The sequence below is a fragment of the Terrimicrobium sacchariphilum genome, from assembly GCF_001613545.1.
Classification (GTDB): domain Bacteria; phylum Verrucomicrobiota; class Verrucomicrobiia; order Chthoniobacterales; family Terrimicrobiaceae; genus Terrimicrobium; species Terrimicrobium sacchariphilum.
Genome location: NZ_BDCO01000002.1, coordinates 1,934,527 through 1,951,318, shown reverse-complemented (window position 1 = coordinate 1,951,318; position 16,792 = coordinate 1,934,527). Strand labels below are relative to the sequence as shown.

Genomic DNA, 16,792 nt, shown 5'->3' with positions numbered 1-16,792 from the left:
CCTCAATTACTGGAAACCATGATCATCGTTCTTCGACCCCACGCCAGCAAGGAACAAATCGACCAGGTGCTTCACGAGGTCGAGGTGCTCGGGTACACGCCCGCACCCATTCATGGAGCGACGCAGACCGTGATCGCCGCCATCGGGGACGAGCGCACCCACGCCAACCTGGAGTCCCTCACCGCCTTTCCCCAGGTCGAGAGCGTCCTGCGCGTCCAGAAGCGTTACAAGCTGGCCAGCCGTGAATCCCATCCGGCCGATACAGTCATCAATGTCGATGGGGTAGAGGTCGGCGGCGGGAAATTTGGCCTCATGGCCGGTCCCTGTTCCGTGGAAAGCGAGGAGCAACTCATGAAGACCGCCCACGCCGTTAAGGCGGCGGGTGCGACCATCCTGCGCGGTGGGGCTTACAAGCCACGCACCTCTCCCTACGAATTCCAGGGCCTCGGCAAGGAAGGTCTGCGACTCCTCGCCCTCGCCCGTAAGGAAACCGGCCTGAAGATCATCACCGAGGTCCTGAGCGAGCGCGATGTGGAGCACGTCGCGGAAACCGCCGACATCCTGCAAATCGGCGCCCGCAATGCGCAGAATTACCAACTCCTCATCGAGGCGGCCAAAAGCGGCAAGGCCGTCCTGCTGAAGCGCGGCATGAGCGAGCGCATCGAGGAGTGGCTCCTCGCCGCCGAGTACCTGCTCGCCCACGGCAACCCGAATGTCTTTCTCTGCGAGCGGGGCATCCGCACCTTTGAAACCTACACTCGCAACACCCTCGACCTCGCCGCCGTGGCGATCGCCAAGAAGGAAAGCCACCTCCCGGTCGTCATCGATCCGAGCCAGGGGTGCGGGCGCGCCGATCTCGTAATCTCGCTCTGCATCGGCGCCGTCGCCATGGGCGCGGACGGTCTCCTCATCGAGGTGCATCCGAACCCTGCCGAGGCGCTCAGCGATGGCCAGCAGCAGGTGGATTTCGCCGGATTCCAGAAACTCGTAGCCTCCATCCAGCCCTTCCTCCAGGCGGTCAATAAATCCGCCGCCTAGATGAATCGCCTTCACGACTGGCTGGCGCGCCATCCGCTGGTGCGCGACGCGATCATTTTCTGCATCCCGGCCCTGCTCTTTGGGGCAGCGCTGCGGTTGATCCTGCTCTATTATTCGCCGCTGGCGTTCTGGAATGCCGACTCGCGTTCCTTCATGGGCTTCACCAATGGCGTGATGACGGAGTGGTATTTCAGCATCAACGAAAAGCGACGGTATCTTTACCCGATTTTCATGCTGCCCATTTCGCTCCTGCCGGGCGGGACGCTGCGATGGCTGAGTTGGATACAAGCCGCTATCGGGCTGCTGACCGTGCTCCCGCTCGCCTACATCGTCCGCAGGGTCTTCACGGGTTGGAAATGGTGGATCATTCCGGTCACCGTGCTCTATGCGGGAATGCCCGTGCTGATCTGGTATGAGCACGAGTTGCTCGCGGATACGCTGACCTTTAACTACACGGTCTGGATCATGGCCGGATGGGTCGCCTGGACCTCGCAAAAAGATCCGGTCCGCGCTCGCCGGCTCTGGTGGTGTTTCTTCGTGCCCTTCGCCATGTTCCTGCTCACCAAGCCGTCCGGAAAATTTCTCTGGCCGGGGCTGGCTATTGGCATCCTGCTTGTACTGGGCTGGCGGGTTCTGAGGTGGCCGCAGTGGGCCGCCATCGCCGCTCTCTTTCTCGTCAGTCTCACCATCGGCGACGAGGATCAGAGTTCCTGGCTGCTTTACACCTCCAACTTCCCCCTCACCCGGCTCGATACTCCTCTCCATGCCGAGTACAAGGCCGAGATCAAGGACTGGGTACAAAAGACCCGCGCCGAGCTGGATGACTACCACCGCACCGAAATGGACGTGCACGACTTCCTCCGGAGCCCGGAGGACCACCCGGAGTATCCTCTCTGGCAAAAGCTGGCCAAGGAAGACGACAAGGGGCTGAACAAGCTCTACCATGAACTGTCCAAGGAGGCTCTCACCTCCAGCCCGCACCTCTTCCTTTACATCGCGCTCACCCGCCTCGCCGGTTCCGCGAACCAGACAGATTTCGACACGGATCGCTTTGAGACATCCTATTACGATGAGAAATTCGAAAAACAGTATGGATCGAAGAGAAACACGCCGAGCATGCTGCGCATCGCCCTGGGGATTCCCAAGGATGAGCCAATGCCGCCGTACTCGACCGTACGCACATGGATCAATCCTCATCCCGATTTTGCCGGAGCCCGTTTCCTGGTCGCCTATTCCGACGCCTATCAACGTGCGGGCGACCTGATTTATCGCCCGAGGGGCAAGCCCTCGACCATGCTGGAATCCCGACCGAGCCTTCTCGGCTGGTGGGTGGTTCTCGGCACGATCCTGTCGCTCTTCAGCCCATGGCGGAACACCATCGGGGTGTGGTCCATCGCCCTGTGGGGCTATGGACTGGCCGTTTTCCTGCTGGGCGTGGAGCTGCACCGCTACTTCACTCCGCTCTGGGCGTTAATTCTCCTGCTCCTCGCCATTCCGCTCGACGGTATTTATCGGCTGGTCTTGCGACGGTTTTCGTAGCGCTCTTTCTGCTTGCTCCGGAGAGTCCGGCCCAGCAGAGCACAAAGTACGTTCCGGCAGCGGTCTCGAGCATCAACTCCTCCGAGATCGCGGACTTTGAAACCTATCCTCCCAACATTCAAAAGCTGATCGAGTCCGCTCTCACGCTCACTCGACAGAACCTCGGCTATCTTTACGGATCAGCCGATCCCGCGCAGAAGGGAATGGACTGCTCCGGCGCGGTGTACTACGTGCTGCGGCAGAACGGCATCAAGGAACCCCCTCGCTCCTCCGCCGCGCAATACGAATGGGCGCGCAAGGCGGGCACCTTTCACCCCGTGACCGGCACCGACCTCTCCGCGCCCGAGTTTGCCGATCTCAAACCCGGCGACCTGCTCTTCTGGAATGGTACGTACAACGCTGGAAAAGACCTTCCGGCCACCCACGCCATGTTTTACCTCGGCAAGGCAAAATCCGACGGCCTACCGTTGATGGTCGGCTCTAGCGACGGCCGGCGATATCGGGACAAGCGCCGCGATGGCGTCAGTGTCTTTGACTTCCGCCTGCCCAAACCCGGCAGCAAGAGCCGGTTCATCGGCTATGCGCGCATCCCGGGATTGCAATAGGACTTGCAAAGTTGCGCCGAAACCGACGTATCATCGCCGGGTGTTTCAGGTAATTTTCAACTCGATCAGCGCCGCCGAGATGGCAGCCCTCCCAAAGGAGCTGCAGCTCGACCTGCTGGCGGAGTTTCACTTCCTCCCGAGCGATCTCGAGGATCTCGACCGCAGTCGCTTCGGCAAGGTGCGCCGCGACGGACGCAGTCTCCACCGCTACCGTGCGACTGACTACCGGATTTATTTCGAGAAACACCCCGACGGCATCCTGATCCACCGCGTGCTCCACAAGAACACGATCCGCGACTTTCTCTATCGCTCAAACCTCCCCGTGGATGAAGAGGACGCCCAACTGGGCGAAGCGAAGGAATTCTGGAAGCTCATCGAGGAGGCGGAGAAAAAAGCGTGAGCATCTTCGCCAGCGAAGCCGAGCGTCAGGATTTCTTCCCCGTCGCCCGCCACCAGATTTTCCTCGGCCACGGCGGCGTGACCGCCCTGCCCCGCTGTGCGGCGGATGCCATGATCGCACACGTGCATGCGAGCTGCCAGAATCACCAGGAATTTGGCGAGGTCCTGCGCGACATCGATGCCTGCCGCGCCCTCTGCGCCCGCACCATCGGCGCGGACAAGTCCGAGATCGCGCTACTCGGCCCGACCTCGCTCGGGCTCAGCCTGTTTGCCAATGGCTTGAAATGGGAAGCCGGAGACGAACTCGTCTGCTACCAGGACGACTACCCTTCCAACGTCTACCCGTGGACCGCGCTCCGCGAAAAAGGTGTCGTCGTTCGCTTTGTCCAGCCCGACCGCCCGGGCCATATCACCATCGCCGATGTGGAAAACGCTCTCACCGAGCGTACCAAGCTCGTCGCCCTCGCATCCTGTCATTTCCTCACCGGCTGGCGCATCGACATCAACGCCATCGGCCAGATGCTCCACGCCCGCGGCATCCTGTTTTCCGTCGACGGTATCCAGACCATTGGAGCCTTCCCGACCCCCGTGGAGCACGTCGATTTCCTGAGCGCCGACGCCCACAAGTGGATGCTCGGGCCCATGGCCATCGGCATCGTTTATGTCGCGAAGCGCAACTTCGCGATCTGCCAGCCCACGCTCCTCGGCGCGTGGAATGTCCGCTCGCCCAATTTCCTCACCCAGCCTGATCTCAGCTTTCCCGAGACCGCCCAGCGCTATGAACCTGGGGTGCTCAATGCCACCGGTATGTATGGCATGCACGCCAGCCTGAAGATGCTGGAGGAGGTCGGCGCGGAAACCGTTTCACGCCTGATCCTCGACGTGCGCGATTATCTGGAGGCTGGCCTGACGCAACTCGGTTTTGAATTTCTCTCGCCTCCGGCCTCCGAGCCGATGCGCAGCGGCATCCTTACCGCAAGGCACGAAAAAGTTCAGGGAGCGGAGCTTTTCTTGGCACTGGAGAAGAATCGTATTACCGCGTCCCTGCGCATGGAGCGCAACTCCGGCGAGTGGCTGCGCTTCAGCCCGCACTTCTACAATACTCGGGCCGAGATGGACCGCGTACTTGAGGTGCTCAGCGCAGCGCTGTAGCGCCCTGGTGCTTCGCAAACATCTGAAGTGTCCACTCCCGCTCCGTCGCATGATCGATCATGGGCGCGGGATAGCCGAGCGCGATGGGGAGGCCGGATGCAGGCGCCACGTGCAGCTTCTCAGCAGGTAGATCGCGGAGTTCGGGCACCCATTGCTTGATATAGGCCGCATCGGGGTCAAAGCGTGCTGACTGCGTCCAGGGATTCTGGATGCGGAAATACGGTGCGGCATCTGCTCCTGTTCCCGCGCTCCATTGCCAGCCACCATTGTTGCTGGCGATCTCGCCGTCCGTGAGCTGCCGCATGAAATACGCCTCCCCCTCGCGCCAGTCGATGTGCAGGTCCTTGGTCAGAAACATCGCCGTGATCATGCGGGCACGATTGTGCATGAAGCCCGTCTGCGCCAGCTGCCGCATGGCCGCATCCACCACGGGAAACCCTGTCTCGCCTGCACACCACCGGTCAAAGGCCGCAGGATCGCTTTTCCAACGCATACCGCGAAACTTCGGATTAAACGAATCCTCCAGCACTTCCGGATAATGCCAGAGGATTTGCTGGTAAAACTCCCGCCAGATCAATTCGCCGACATACTTTGCAGCGTTGTCCCGCTGCGTCGCCGGGAGTGTCTCCATCTTCTCCCGGCACCTCCCGAAAAGCTCGCGAATGGAGATCAGTCCATACCGCAGATCCTGCGAGAGTCGGGAGGTGCCCGACAGGTCGAGCCGGTCGCGCACTGCCCCGTACGATGCAAGACCGGAAGCGACAAGGGCCGCCATGCGTTTACGCGCCGCATCCTCACCTCCCGCAATCACCTGCGCATCCAGCGCTATACGCCATGTCTCCAGCGTGGGTACGGACTCGCTGCGAATGCCCCCAGGAGTTCGCAACTTTGACACTCTCGCAACAGGCTTGTCTTTCGGCAGCTTCGCCCACGCTCGGGAATATGGTGTGAAAACCCGGTACGGCTCCGAAGATCCCGTTAGCACCTCGTCCCGCTCGTGGAGACACGCATCCTTGCAGGCCCTCACTTCGAAACCCTGCGCCGCTCCGACGCGGACCAGTTCCTCTTCCACCTCCCGGCCAAATGGATCGGGATCACGGTTGAAATAAACGGCCTCCGCCTTCGTCTCCTTCACAAGCAGAGCGAGTTCCCGCACCGCATTTCCCTGGCGGAAAATCAGCCTCCCGCCCGCTTGTTCGATCCGCTCCGCCAACTCTGCGAGCGACTGGCAGAGAAACTCCTGCCGATTCGGCCCCGTCCAGCGATGCTCTCCCTTCCACTCGGAGATGACATAGACGGGTATCACCTCTTCTGCCGAATCCACCGCCTGGCGCAGGGCCGTATTGTCGTGCAGGCGCAGATCGCGCCGAAACCAGTGGAGAGTTCGCTTCATATCCCGTTTACGCTTCTAGCCGGGATCTGGAGACAAAAAAAGCGGGGCCGCTTTTGACACGGCCCCGCCTCTCTCATCACCAACCAACTTTACACCAAAAACTCACACAAGAGCCTCGACCTTCGGGCGCTCCTTCTTGCTGAGCGCGCGGCGCAGCTTGTGCAGCGCGATGTTCTGCAGCTGCCGGATGCGCTCGCGGGTCACTCCAAACTTCTCTCCCACTTCTTCCAGCGTCTTCGGCTTCTGGCCGTCGAGCCCGAAGCGGGAGTTGATGATCTTGCGTTCGCGGTCGTCGAGGACGTCGAGCAGTTCACCCACCTCTTCGCGCATATCCTTGTCGCGCAGGGTCTCGAACGGATCGTCCGCTTCCTCATCGCCCACGATTTCGCCAAATTCCGTCGAATCATCGTCGCCGATCGGCTGGTCAAGCGAAGCGGGTCTCACCGCCGCGCTCTTGAGCTGCGTGATCTTGGACGAGGAAAGGCCGATCTCTTCCGCGAGTTCGTCATCGGTCGGTTCGCGACCGAGTTCCTCAGTCATCTGCATCGCGACACGGCGCATCTTGCCGATCTTGTCGACGAGGTGAACCGGCAGACGGATCGTCTTGCTCTGGTTCGCCAAGGCGCGCTTGATCGACTGCTTGATCCACCAGGCGGCGTACGTGCTGAGTTTTCCACCTTTCTTCGGGTCGAAGCGCTCCACCGCCTTCATCAGGCCGATGTTGCCTTCGGAAATTAAATCGAGTAGCGGCAGGCCCAGATTCGCGTAGTCGCGCGCGATCTTCACGACGAGGCGAAGATTCGAACGCACCATCTCGGCACGGGCTTGCTGGTCGCCCTTTTTGATCCGGCGCGCGAGTTTGACCTCCTGCTCAGGGGTGAGCAGCGGAAACTGGGCGATTTCGCGCAAATAAAGCTGAAAGCCGGTCTCGTTGTCTTCTACAGCCATGGTATTTGGTCCTCTATTGTAAGTAACGCTGGGTCCAAGGGTTTTGGTTCGGTTTTTTTGGTCCTTCGCATTACTTAACTCACTTAACTATTTGACACGGCAGCCGCTCAGACGTTCAAAAAAGAAACGCGGGCGTTCAAAAATTTGTTACTTCCATGCAACCCCCTTTCCAACAGACACTTAAAACAAAAATTCGCCCTCAAAAATAGGCTGGAGCGAAAAGAAAAAAAAGGATTCAACAGGGTCTGCATGGCGAGGAATTTTTCGGAACTGACGGAACAGGAGATCCTGGCCCTGGCGATCTCGCTGGAGGAGGACGACTCACGCATCTACGGGGACTTTGCGGATCGGCTCAAGACCAGCTATCCCGACACAGCGAAGCTCCTGACCACTATGCAACAGGAGGAGATCGTCCATGCCCGCCGCCTGATGGAGATGTTCAAGAAGGCCTACGGCGACCACATTCCATTCGTACAACGCGATGCGGTCAAAGGATTTATCAAGCGAAAGCCGATCTGGCTCAATAAAGTGCTCACCGTGAATCAAGTCCGCCGCGAGGTAGAGCTCATGGAGCACGAGTCGCTCAATTTTTACCAAACCGCCGCCAAGCGCACGACGAACCTCGACGTCCGCCGCCTCCTCGATGATCTGGCTAGCGCCGAGCAGGATCACGAGGACCTGGCAGTCAAGCTGACCAACGAGCTTTCCGCCTCCGGCGCGCTCAAGGAGGAGGAAGCCACGAATCGCCGCGCCTTCGTCCTTCAGGTCATTCAGCCGGGTCTGGCTGGCCTCATGGATGGCTCGGTTTCCACGCTCGCGCCGGTCTTCGCCGCCGCTTTCGCCACGGGGCAGAGTAAAGACGCTTTTATCGTCGGCATGGCAGCTTCCTTGGGAGCAGGCATCAGCATGGGCTTCGCCGAGGCTCTCTCGGATGACGGCGTGCTGAGCGGACGTGGCCGCCCGTACATCCGGGGCGCCGTGTGCGGACTGATGACGACCATGGGCGGCATCGGGCATACCCTGCCCTTCCTTATCGAGGACTTCCGGCTGGCCACGTTCGTCGCCATTCTCGTGGTGGCAGTGGAACTCGCCGCCATCTCGTGGATCCGCCATAAATACATGGATACTCCGCTCATGCAGGCCGCTTTTCAGGTGGTCGTGGGCGGCGTGCTGGTATTTATCACCGGAATTCTCATCGGTTCGGCCGGATAGAGCGTATCGTCCTTCATGTCCGCCTCCACACTACCTGCCCTGAGCGATTCCGCTCTCGTGATCGTTGGCCATGGTTCCACGCTGAACCCCGACTCCAGCGCGCCGACCTACGACCACGCCCGCGCCATTGCCGAAAGAGGCATCTTTCGCGAGGTGCACACCTGCTACTGGAAGGAGGAACCCTCCATGCGGGAGGTACTCTGGATGGTGGAGAGCGACGAGGTTTTTATCGTGCCCAACTTCATCAGCGAGGGATACTTCACCCAGACGGTGATCCCTCGTGAATTCGGCCTCGTCGGCCCGGTCACGGAGCGCAATGGCAAGGTCATTCGGTACTGCCAGCCGGTCGGCAGCCATCCGCATATGACAGATGCCCTGCTCCATCGGGCTCGAGAGGTTGCGCCGGGGGTGCGGCCAGCAGAAACCAGCCTCTTCATCGTCGGTCACGGGACGAACCTCAACGACAACTCCGCCAAGGCCGCCAAGGACCAGGTCCGCATGATCTCGGCGCTCGGCGAGTATGCCGAGGTGATCTCTTCCTATATGGAGGAGGCTCCGCTCATCTCCGAGTGGGCCAACCTTGCCAGCGCGCCCAATGTGGTCGTGGTCCCTTTTTTCATCTCCGATGGCCTGCATAGCTATGAGGATATTCCCGTCCTGCTCGGCATCGAAAAGGAGGGCGGCGTAGCCGCGAGTCAGGCTGAGGTTTTCCGACGCAATCCCTACCACCTCCATGGTAAACAACTCTATTACGCGAGCGCCATCGGCACTGAGCCGCTGATCGCCGAGGTGATCCTCGATCAGGTGAAAGCGTGGTATGAGGAGAATGACTGATTGAGTCGGGCGGGCTGTTGAATATCTTGCCTCTCATGGTCAGGCTACTTCTTCTTTGCGCCATCCTTGCCAGCCTGTCTCTGCCGGTGTGGGCTCAGGACGAAAAAGCCAAGCCACAGGAGGTGACCAAACTCGATGGCGGGAAGATCCTCGGAATCGTCGAAATCACCGACGACTACACCATACGCATCTCAAGCGAGACGGGATTGCAGAAGATCCCGATCGCGCTGCTCTCCCAGGCGGACTTTGAGAAATTCACAAGGACCAAGGACCGAAGTCAGGACGGACGCCTCTGGTCGGAACGAAAAGCCGCTCTCGAGGAGAATCGATCCCAAAACAAGGAGAAATCGGGCGAGATCGAGATTCGGCTCGGCGAGATTGCGGCCTTCCAACCGCTCATCGATGCTTATGAGAAGAGCCTGGCGGATAAAAAGAAATCCCCCGAATCCCCCAAACCCGGATCGGAGAACACCGACTTCCTGGCTCCCGTACAAAGTCTCTTTTCCGGCCCCGGCACCACACTCGGCGGCGTACCCGGAGCTGGCGCTGCTGGTTCTGTTATCGCACCAGCCGTCTCGACTGGCGCCGGAGCATTGCAATCACTCGCGCCAGCAGCTCCCTAGACTTCCTGGGCAGACTTGCGGAACTCCGTAGGTGACTGGCCCGTAAGGACGCGGAATTGACGATTAAAATGCGTCAGTGACTGAAACCCGACCTGATAAGCGATTTCGCTGATCCGGAGATCGGCGTGGAGCAGAAGCGCCTTGGCCTTCTCGATGCGGACACGTCCAAGGTAGTCTGTAAACGTCATCCCGGTGGCCTTCTTGAACATCTTGCAGAAGTAAAACGTGGAGACATGCAGCGTCTCCGCCAGTTTTGTCAGCGTCAGGGGATCCGAATGGTTGTCGTTGATATAGCTCCTCGCCCGGCGAACCATCGGCGGCTCCTTCTCCTCCTCGATCAGGACGAGCTGGTTGGCCACTTCCGAGAGATGATTAGCAAAGATCTCCAGCAAGCGGATCATCGATTCATATTGCGTCTTTTTCAGGACGCGGGAGTGATAGTAGGCCTCGTGGAGCTTGCCGAGGTCCACATCGGACCCCCACTTGATCAACTGCTCGGTGATCTTCTTGAACTTGCCACTGTTCGGCTCCTGCATGGCGATCTGACCCGTCTGCAAATACCCGACCACCTTGTCGCCCACGCGAATCGGCACGGCGGTATCGTATAAACCGGCAAAGCACTTTACCGTGCGGCTCTCTTCTCCTGTCGGATCACAGATCAGATCCTGGCTCTGCAGGCACTGCGCACACGCCTTGCTCGAATCGGCCAGCAGAGCGCAAAACGGGTTCTCTTTCGGCTTCCCGTGCAGGAAAAACTTCCACCCATCGCGAGCTCTCAGAGCGAGAGGAAGATCCGTCGCCTCACTAAAAGCACGCTCATAATCCCGGTAGATCTTGGACCTACTGAGCTTTTGCAAGACTTCCTGAGACGGCAGCATCCCGGAAATCTACCTCCCGTTTCGTTACGGATCAAGCGGCGAAGGGCAAGGCATGGCTGACAAGCGCCAATCCACGTGGAGAAAAAAACGGCATTCCCCCTGTAGCGTGAGAACGCTCCGACCCCTTAACCCCCTGCCACTCAATCTCCCCCAATGAGTTCCTGGATCAGTCACTTCTCGACCTCCCATCCTGTCCCTTTCACCATTCTCGCCCTGAGCGTAGCCTGCTTTATCGGTATCCTGATCGGAAACATCCGGTTCAAAGGTTTGAGTATGGGCATCGCTGGCGTCCTGTTTTCCAGCCTTATCCTGGGTCACTTTGGAGCCACACCCAACGCCCACATCCTCGAGTTCGTTCGAGACTTCGGGCTGGTGCTCTTTGTCTACGCCATTGGGATCAAGGTGGGGCCCGGCTTCTTTCGCTCCCTCCGCAAAAGGGGACTGGTGCTCAACATCCTGGCGGTCACCATCGTCCTTTCGGGAGCCGCCATCGCGGTCCTGATCAGTAAGGTGCTTGGCATCGACATTGTCGCTGCGGTGGGCATTTTCTCAGGCGCAACCACCAATACGCCATCACTCGGGGCCACCCAGGAGACGCTCAAGACTCTTGCTATCGTGGGCGACCGGGCGACCCTGCCGACACTCGGCTATGCCGTGTGTTATCCCTTCGGCATTATCGGCATCATCCTGGTAATGATGATTCTCCGGGCACTCCGCCGGGTGAACCTCGACGACGACATTGCCGAGGTCACCGAGCAGGACAAACTCGCAGCTGCCCTGGAGCGCCGGAATGTCGAGATCACCGCGCTCCCCGCTGAGGGCGTCAGCGCGGAGAAGATCTCGCTTCAGTACCAGATCACCATCTCGCGCATCCTTCTCCCCGGCCAAGTATCGCCGACCGTCGTCACACCCGGCACAACCATTCACCCTGGCGCCGTGGTCCTTGCCGTGGGCACTCCGGAGAAGCTGGATGGCTTTGTGTCAGCAGCGGGCCGGAAGTCCGAAGCCGATCTCATGAGCATGCCCGGACCCGTGGTTTTCCGCCGCATGGTGGTCACCCGTGAGGATCTTTCGGGCAAGACTTTGGGCGAGCTCCGCCTTGAATACGGCGACGACGTCACCATCACGCGCGTCCAGCGCCAAGACATCGAAATCGTCGCCCATCCTCTCCTGAAGCTCCAGTTCGGCGACGTGATCCAGGCCGTCGGTCATGAGGAAAATCTCGCCGTGGTGGAGCGTGTTATCGGCAACTCCAAGGAGGCGCTCAACCACCTGAACCTCGTGCCCGTCTTCATCGGCATCACCATCGGCGTCTTGATCGGGATGATTCCGGTGCCTGTGCCCGGCGTTCCCTCCCCGATCAAGCTGGGTCTCGCAGGCGGGTCCCTCGTCACCGCTTTGATCTTCGGCCATTTCGGCTGCATCGGGCGCATGTCATGGACCATGCCCGCCGCCGCCAACAACGCGCTCAAGGATCTCGGCATCACCCTTTTCCTCGCAGCGGTCGGCCTCAAGGCTGGTGGACGATTTATCGAGACGCTCATGGACGGTGCCGGCCTCGTTTGGATGGGCTGCGGAGCGATCATCACTTTTGTCCCGCTCTTCGTCGTAGGTCTCTTTGCCTCGATCGTTCTCAAGATGAATTTCGTCCGCATCTGCGGCCTCGTGAGCGGCAGCATGACCGATCCTCCGGCTCTTTCCTTCGCCACCTCGATGACCAGGAGCGATACGCCGGTGATCTCCTACGCCACGGTTTATCCCATCACGATGATCTGCCGCATCATCATCGTGCAGGTCATTCTGCTCGTCTTCGAATAAACCTGCGAAAAGGCTTTCAAACAAAAGGCCCGCACCTTCCGACGAAGGGCGGGCCTTTTTTTTTAAATCTCGGCGGGGATCTAGGCTTCCTGCTGCGCGAGGTCTTTTACGCTCACCTGCCAGCGCAGGCTGGATTGCGGGATGCAGCACTCAATGTACTCCACCACCGTACGTACCACAGTCACACCGGGCCGCTCCGTGAAGTTGTTTAGGAAATATGCGTGCGTCTTGTCCTCGATCGACCGCCAGATCTTCTTGATTAGCGTCGTATCGACAACCACATCGGCTTTGCCAGTCAGATTGAGAATAAGGCTCAGATCGGAGCTCGAGAACATCCAGTTTACGTAAGGATTCTTCTCGATATGCCGGAGCTTACGACTCTTCGGTGCGGTGAGAGTGTAGATCTCTGGAAAGTTTTCAAACGACGTCGTCGCCATCCAGCGGGCACGTGGTACGCCGTGCTCGTCCACCGTGGTGAGAATGCCGGGGTGATTTCCGTCGATCAGTTGGCGAGCGATGCCGAGCACATCGTCGCTGTCCTCAATATTGAAGTTTCCTTCTTTTTCAGGCTTCCAGGTCGACAGGGGGTAAATGGGATCTTTCATATGCCGAGTCCTCTATGAGGATATTACCGCTCATCCGGTAATAAGCCAATCATAGATTGGCCTGGAAAATCTGAGGCCGGGCAGAAAATTACAAAAAAACCGCCTCACGGGGTGTACACACAGTTGCCAAGTCGCGCCGCCTGAGGTATACAAACCCCTCCCCTGTAAAGGATGGGTGGCAGAGTGGTCGATTGCGCACGCTTGGAAAGCGTGTGTACCGCAAGGTACCCAGGGTTCGAATCCCTGCCCATCCGCCAGTTTCCCATATCCCACGCTCTCTCCCGCCAGGAAAACACCTGGGGCTTGTGAGCGATGTCTGGATCAATATAGGCAAGGACAGTGCCTTGCGCCTCTTTCGCTCTATACAAAAAAAACGCGGGAATCGTTGTCTCGATTCCCGCGCAGAAAGAACAAGCTCCGCTACTCGTTTAGTCGAGCGACGAAATGCGATGGAAGAGCGCTTTGCGCTCGGCGATCTGCTCGTGGGTAAGCGTTTTCAGACGCTCCAGGCTGAAGGCCTCGACATTGAAGCTCGCGAGCACACTGCCGTGTACCACGGCCTGCTTGATTTGCGAGAAGGTGATTTCCGTCTCGCCCGATTTCGCAAGATAACCCGCGAGACCGCCGGCAAAGGTGTCGCCCGCGCCGGTGGGATCGTGGATGTCTTCCAGCGGAAAGGCCGGACAGCTGAAGAACTGGCCGTCATCACCGAAGAGCAGGCAGCCATGCTCACCTTTCTTCACAGCGACATAGCGAGGTCCGAGCTCCTGAAGCTTGCGTCCGGCCTTGATCAGGCTGGTGAGACCGGTGAGCTGGCGAGCCTCGCCGTCATTGAGGATCAGCATATGGACACGCGAAAGGAGCTCGATCAGGCGCTCCTTGGCGATGTTGATCCAGAGATCCATCGTGTCGGCGATAACGAAGCGCGGGAGCTTCACCTGATCGAGGACATGGTGCTGGAGGTCCGGCGCGATGTTGGCGAGCAGGATGATCGGAGTTTCCTTGTAGGAATCCGGGAGTGTCGGCGTGAAGTGCTCAAAGACATTGAGCGCCACAGAGCGGGTTTCGCGGGTGTTGAGATCCCAAAGGTACTCGCCCGACCAGCGGAAAGTCTGGCCAGGGACGCGCTGGAGACCGGCGAGATCGATGGACCGCTTTTCAAAAAGCTCCACATGCTCGGCCGGGAAGTCTTCACCGACAATGCCGACAAGATTTACCGGGCTGGAGAAGCTCGCCGCCACGGCGGAATAGGACGCGGAACCGCCGAGGAGATTGGCGTGTTCCTCCACAGGAGTCTTGATGTCATCAAGCGCTATCGAACCAACGATCAGAACGGACATAAGCCCGGGAGATTGCCCACAATCCCCCGGGAAGCGCGAGGAAAAAGCGCCCGGCAATCCCGTCGCTATTTGGGAACAATCACCACGGCCGTGCCGTAGCAAAGCACCTCGGTAGCTCCTCCTTGAGTTCCAACCTCGGAGGACTCATAGCGGACACCCACGACCGCATTGGCTCCAACTTGGGCAGCGTGAGCCACCAGTTCATCATATGCGTGCTGACGGGCCTGCTCACACATCTCGATATAAGCGCCGATCTTGCCGCCGATGATGCTCTTCAGACCACCAACGAACCCTTGAGCAATGGTCGGAGTACGAACGGTGATGCCGCGGACGAGGCCCTTGTACTCCGCAATGCGATAGCCATCGATGTCAAAAGTGGTCGTAGTGATCATAGGGTGGAACAAATCTGGGCGACTTTTACCCGGCTCGAGAGCTTTCAACAACACCGGAATCGCACCGTTTTTGTAAAAAAAGAAAAGGGGCCTTGGATCACCAAGGCCCCTTTTAAAACTTCTATCCCCTACCACTCCTGCGGCTCGAGGAAGCCCTCAAGCTGACGGATACGAGTCGGGTGACGCATTTTGCGAAGCGCCTTGGCTTCAATCTGACGAATACGCTCGCGGGTGACCTTGAACTGGCGACCCACCTCCTCAAGGGTGCGGCTATAGCCGTCCACGAGACCGAAGCGCTGCTCGAGCACCTGGCGCTCACGCTCAGTGAGGGTGTCGAGGACGTCCTTGATCTTGTCTTTGAGCAGTACGATGGCTGCCTGATCCGCCGGGTTTTCCGCGCCCTTGTCCTCGATGAAATCACCGAAGCTGGTGTCGTCGGAATCGCCGACCGGAGCCTGAAGCGAGATCGGCTGCTGCGCCATCTTGAGCACGGCGCGGACACGCTCGACCGGGAGTTGGATTTCCTCGGAAATCTCCTCCGGCACGGGTTCGCGGCCGTATTCCTGCACGAGCTGCTTTTGCACGCGAATCAGCTTGTTGATCGTCTCGATCATGTGCACCGGGATACGAATGGTGCGCGCCTGGTCGGCGATGGATCGGGTGATAGCCTGACGAATCCACCATGTCGCGTACGTGGAGAACTTGTAACCTCGGCGATACTCGAACTTCTCGACCGCCTTCATGAGTCCCATGTTCCCCTCCTGGATCAGATCGAGGAAGGAAAGGCCGCGGTTCGTGTACTTCTTCGCGATGGAAATAACGAGACGAAGGTTGGCTTCGACCATCTCGGTCTTGGCCTTGAGCGCCTTGCGATGCCAGCTCTTGAGCTCCTTGTGCTTGCCGACGAGTTCCTCGCCGCCCATCCAGTTGCGGAGCTGCATGTCCTTGAGCTGCTGGCTCAAGTGGCGGCGCACCTTGGACTCGGGGTCCTTGGCGTGCTTTTCATGCTCGTGCACAAGGTTGTTGTGCGCGCGGATGTTCTCATCCGCGAGGCCGACGAAGTCCTCTACGACTTTCTGCTTGAAGTAAAACTTGGGATAGAGCTTCTGCAGGGCGGACAGCGCCTTTTCGAAATTGCGCAGGGCATCCTGCGAGGCTTTGTGACCGGCGATTTCGTCGCGGTAGATGTCTGCAACGGTATCGGTCTGCTTTTTGACCTGCTGGCAAAGACGCGGGAGCGTCTTCATGTAGCGCTCGCGGCTCTCGATCTTCTTGTCGAGGATCACGCGGTCAAAGCGCTCGCGCATGTCGATCAGCTTCTGGGCGAGATCGAGGTGGGCTCGGGAAATGAACCCGAACTGGTAAAGAATCTCCTGCACCTTGAGCTCGGCTTCCTCGATGCGCTTGGAGATTTCCACCTCCTGCTCACGGGTGAGCAGCGGCACCTGACCCATCTGCTTAAGGTACATGCGGACGGGGTCGTCGAGGATATCGAGCTTGCTGTCGGACTTTTCGTCCTTTTCCTCGTCGTCGTCGCTGTCCTTGCGGACGTCCTTGACGCGGTCGACATCGGAGGAGTCGATGATCTCGATCTCCACTGCGCGGAGCTGGGTGATGACCGACTCAATGCTATCCGGATCGTTGATACCCTCGGGGAGGGCCTCATCGAGGTCATCAAAAGTGACATAACCCTGCTCCTTCGCCAGCTTGATCAGCTCGCGAACTTTTTCCTGCAGGGCTTTCTGCGCATCCTGCGCCGCAGGCGTCGCCGCCTCGGCCGCCGGAGCGACATCATGCTTGTCCGCCTTCTTGGAGGAGGCGGAAGGTTTGGTTTGGCCCGAAGCCTTTGCTCCCTTTACCACCTGCTCGCCATCAGGCTCGGAAGCCTTGGCGGTCTTGGATGGTTTTTCAGGGGCAGCTTTCTTGGCTGTTTTGGTAGCCTGTGCTTTTGGGGCTTTTTCAGGCGTGCTCTTGGTTGGTTTGCTAGAAGTTTTCAACGCGGCCAGTCGTTCTTCG

General features: G+C 59.1%; 16 protein-coding genes and 1 tRNA gene. 10 read left to right on the top strand and 7 right to left on the bottom strand.

Annotation, left to right across the window (positions count from 1 at the left end; all coding sequences use genetic code 11):
• Positions 1-18 precede the first annotated feature (18 nt).
• The 5 genes from aroF to TSACC_RS09055 are packed head-to-tail and all read left to right on the top strand — an operon-like array spanning position 19 to position 4,733.
• Positions 19-1,038: a 3-deoxy-7-phosphoheptulonate synthase gene (gene aroF, locus TSACC_RS09070; RefSeq protein WP_075079008.1), complete on the top strand. Its 1,020-nt coding sequence runs from the start codon at positions 19-21 to the stop codon at positions 1,036-1,038.
• The gene (locus TSACC_RS22385) at positions 1,039-2,577 is read left to right on the top strand and encodes an ArnT family glycosyltransferase (RefSeq protein ID WP_237763925.1); all 1,539 of its coding nucleotides are present in this window, start codon (positions 1,039-1,041) and stop codon (positions 2,575-2,577) included.
• Positions 2,502-3,182, top strand: coding sequence for a C40 family peptidase (locus TSACC_RS22535; protein WP_269084887.1), 681 nt, complete (start codon positions 2,502-2,504; stop codon positions 3,180-3,182). Before TSACC_RS22385 ends, TSACC_RS22535 begins: the two co-directional genes overlap by 76 nt.
• A gap of 40 nt (positions 3,183-3,222) precedes the next feature.
• Positions 3,223-3,582 (top strand): type II toxin-antitoxin system RelE family toxin, encoded by a 360-nt coding sequence (locus tag TSACC_RS09060; RefSeq protein ID WP_075079006.1) that lies wholly within the window; start codon positions 3,223-3,225, stop codon positions 3,580-3,582.
• Entirely contained in the window at positions 3,579-4,733 is a 1,155-nt protein-coding gene (locus TSACC_RS09055; protein WP_075079005.1) for an aminotransferase class V-fold PLP-dependent enzyme, read from the top strand. The genes TSACC_RS09060 and TSACC_RS09055 overlap by 4 nt, the downstream gene beginning before the upstream one ends.
• On the opposite strand, the gene TSACC_RS09050 is transcribed toward TSACC_RS09055, so the two are convergent.
• Both TSACC_RS09050 and TSACC_RS09045 read right to left on the bottom strand, forming a co-directional pair.
• Positions 4,717-6,126: a cryptochrome/photolyase family protein gene (locus TSACC_RS09050; RefSeq protein WP_075079004.1), complete on the bottom strand. Its 1,410-nt coding sequence runs from the start codon at positions 6,124-6,126 to the stop codon at positions 4,717-4,719. The genes TSACC_RS09055 and TSACC_RS09050 overlap by 17 nt on opposite strands.
• A gap of 102 nt (positions 6,127-6,228) precedes the next feature.
• The gene (locus tag TSACC_RS09045) at positions 6,229-7,035 is read right to left on the bottom strand and encodes a sigma-70 family RNA polymerase sigma factor (RefSeq protein ID WP_202815937.1); all 807 of its coding nucleotides are present in this window, start codon (positions 7,033-7,035) and stop codon (positions 6,229-6,231) included.
• Positions 7,036-7,323: 288 nt separating this feature from the next.
• On the opposite strand from TSACC_RS09045, the gene mbfA reads away from it, so the two are divergent.
• From mbfA to TSACC_RS09030, 3 genes are read left to right on the top strand one after another with little or no spacing between them, the layout of a single operon-like run.
• Entirely contained in the window at positions 7,324-8,286 is a 963-nt protein-coding gene (gene mbfA, locus TSACC_RS09040; protein WP_075079002.1) for an iron exporter MbfA, read from the top strand.
• A gap of 15 nt (positions 8,287-8,301) precedes the next feature.
• Complete coding sequence (locus tag TSACC_RS09035) at positions 8,302-9,120, top strand: CbiX/SirB N-terminal domain-containing protein (protein WP_075079001.1); 819 nt, start codon at positions 8,302-8,304, stop codon at positions 9,118-9,120.
• A 35-nt stretch (positions 9,121-9,155) separates the two neighbouring features.
• The gene (locus TSACC_RS09030) at positions 9,156-9,743 is read left to right on the top strand and encodes a hypothetical protein (RefSeq protein WP_153811349.1); all 588 of its coding nucleotides are present in this window, start codon (positions 9,156-9,158) and stop codon (positions 9,741-9,743) included.
• On the opposite strand, the gene TSACC_RS09025 is transcribed toward TSACC_RS09030, so the two are convergent.
• Positions 9,740-10,621, bottom strand: a complete 882-nt coding sequence (locus TSACC_RS09025) for a helix-turn-helix domain-containing protein (RefSeq protein WP_075078999.1) — start codon at positions 10,619-10,621, stop codon at positions 9,740-9,742. The genes TSACC_RS09030 and TSACC_RS09025 overlap by 4 nt on opposite strands.
• Positions 10,622-10,774: 153 nt before the next feature.
• Here TSACC_RS09025 and TSACC_RS09020 point away from each other — a divergent pair, with 153 nt between their 5' ends.
• Positions 10,775-12,439, top strand: a complete 1,665-nt coding sequence (locus tag TSACC_RS09020) for a putative transporter (protein ID WP_075078998.1) — start codon at positions 10,775-10,777, stop codon at positions 12,437-12,439.
• A gap of 80 nt (positions 12,440-12,519) precedes the next feature.
• On the opposite strand, the gene TSACC_RS09015 is transcribed toward TSACC_RS09020, so the two are convergent.
• Positions 12,520-13,044, bottom strand: a complete 525-nt coding sequence (locus TSACC_RS09015) for a pyridoxamine 5'-phosphate oxidase family protein (protein WP_075078997.1) — start codon at positions 13,042-13,044, stop codon at positions 12,520-12,522.
• Positions 13,045-13,213: 169 nt separating this feature from the next.
• Here TSACC_RS09015 and TSACC_RS09010 point away from each other — a divergent pair.
• Positions 13,214-13,301 (top strand) — tRNA-Ser (locus TSACC_RS09010).
• Between the two features lie 171 nt (positions 13,302-13,472).
• Here the strand turns inward: TSACC_RS09010 and TSACC_RS09005 are convergent.
• From TSACC_RS09005 to rpoD, 3 genes are all read right to left on the bottom strand, one after another.
• Positions 13,473-14,384: a PfkB family carbohydrate kinase gene (locus tag TSACC_RS09005; protein WP_075078996.1), complete on the bottom strand. Its 912-nt coding sequence runs from the start codon at positions 14,382-14,384 to the stop codon at positions 13,473-13,475.
• Positions 14,385-14,449: 65 nt separating this feature from the next.
• Entirely contained in the window at positions 14,450-14,776 is a 327-nt protein-coding gene (locus TSACC_RS09000; protein ID WP_075078995.1) for a YbjQ family protein, read from the bottom strand.
• Between the two features lie 128 nt (positions 14,777-14,904).
• Positions 14,905-16,773: an RNA polymerase sigma factor RpoD gene (rpoD, locus tag TSACC_RS08995; RefSeq protein WP_202815936.1), complete on the bottom strand. Its 1,869-nt coding sequence runs from the start codon at positions 16,771-16,773 to the stop codon at positions 14,905-14,907.
• Between the last annotated feature and the right edge of the window lie 19 nt (positions 16,774-16,792).

Excerpts from the sequence above, each read along its gene's own strand:
- aroF (WP_075079008.1), top strand. The coding sequence starts at position 19 with ATGATCATCGTTCTTCGACCCCACGCCAGCAAGGAACAAATCGACCAG.
- TSACC_RS22385 (WP_237763925.1), top strand. The coding sequence starts at position 1,039 with ATGAATCGCCTTCACGACTGGCTGGCGCGCCATCCGCTGGTGCGCGAC.
- TSACC_RS09050 (WP_075079004.1), bottom strand. The coding sequence starts at position 6,126 with ATGAAGCGAACTCTCCACTGGTTTCGGCGCGATCTGCGCCTGCACGAC.
- mbfA (WP_075079002.1), top strand. The coding sequence starts at position 7,324 with ATGGCGAGGAATTTTTCGGAACTGACGGAACAGGAGATCCTGGCCCTG.
- TSACC_RS09035 (WP_075079001.1), top strand. The coding sequence starts at position 8,302 with ATGTCCGCCTCCACACTACCTGCCCTGAGCGATTCCGCTCTCGTGATC.
- TSACC_RS09030 (WP_153811349.1), top strand. The coding sequence starts at position 9,156 with ATGGTCAGGCTACTTCTTCTTTGCGCCATCCTTGCCAGCCTGTCTCTG.
- TSACC_RS09025 (WP_075078999.1), bottom strand. The coding sequence starts at position 10,621 with ATGCTGCCGTCTCAGGAAGTCTTGCAAAAGCTCAGTAGGTCCAAGATC.
- TSACC_RS09020 (WP_075078998.1), top strand. The coding sequence starts at position 10,775 with ATGAGTTCCTGGATCAGTCACTTCTCGACCTCCCATCCTGTCCCTTTC.
- TSACC_RS09015 (WP_075078997.1), bottom strand. The coding sequence starts at position 13,044 with ATGAAAGATCCCATTTACCCCCTGTCGACCTGGAAGCCTGAAAAAGAA.
- TSACC_RS09005 (WP_075078996.1), bottom strand. The coding sequence starts at position 14,384 with ATGTCCGTTCTGATCGTTGGTTCGATAGCGCTTGATGACATCAAGACT.
- TSACC_RS09000 (WP_075078995.1), bottom strand. The coding sequence starts at position 14,776 with ATGATCACTACGACCACTTTTGACATCGATGGCTATCGCATTGCGGAG.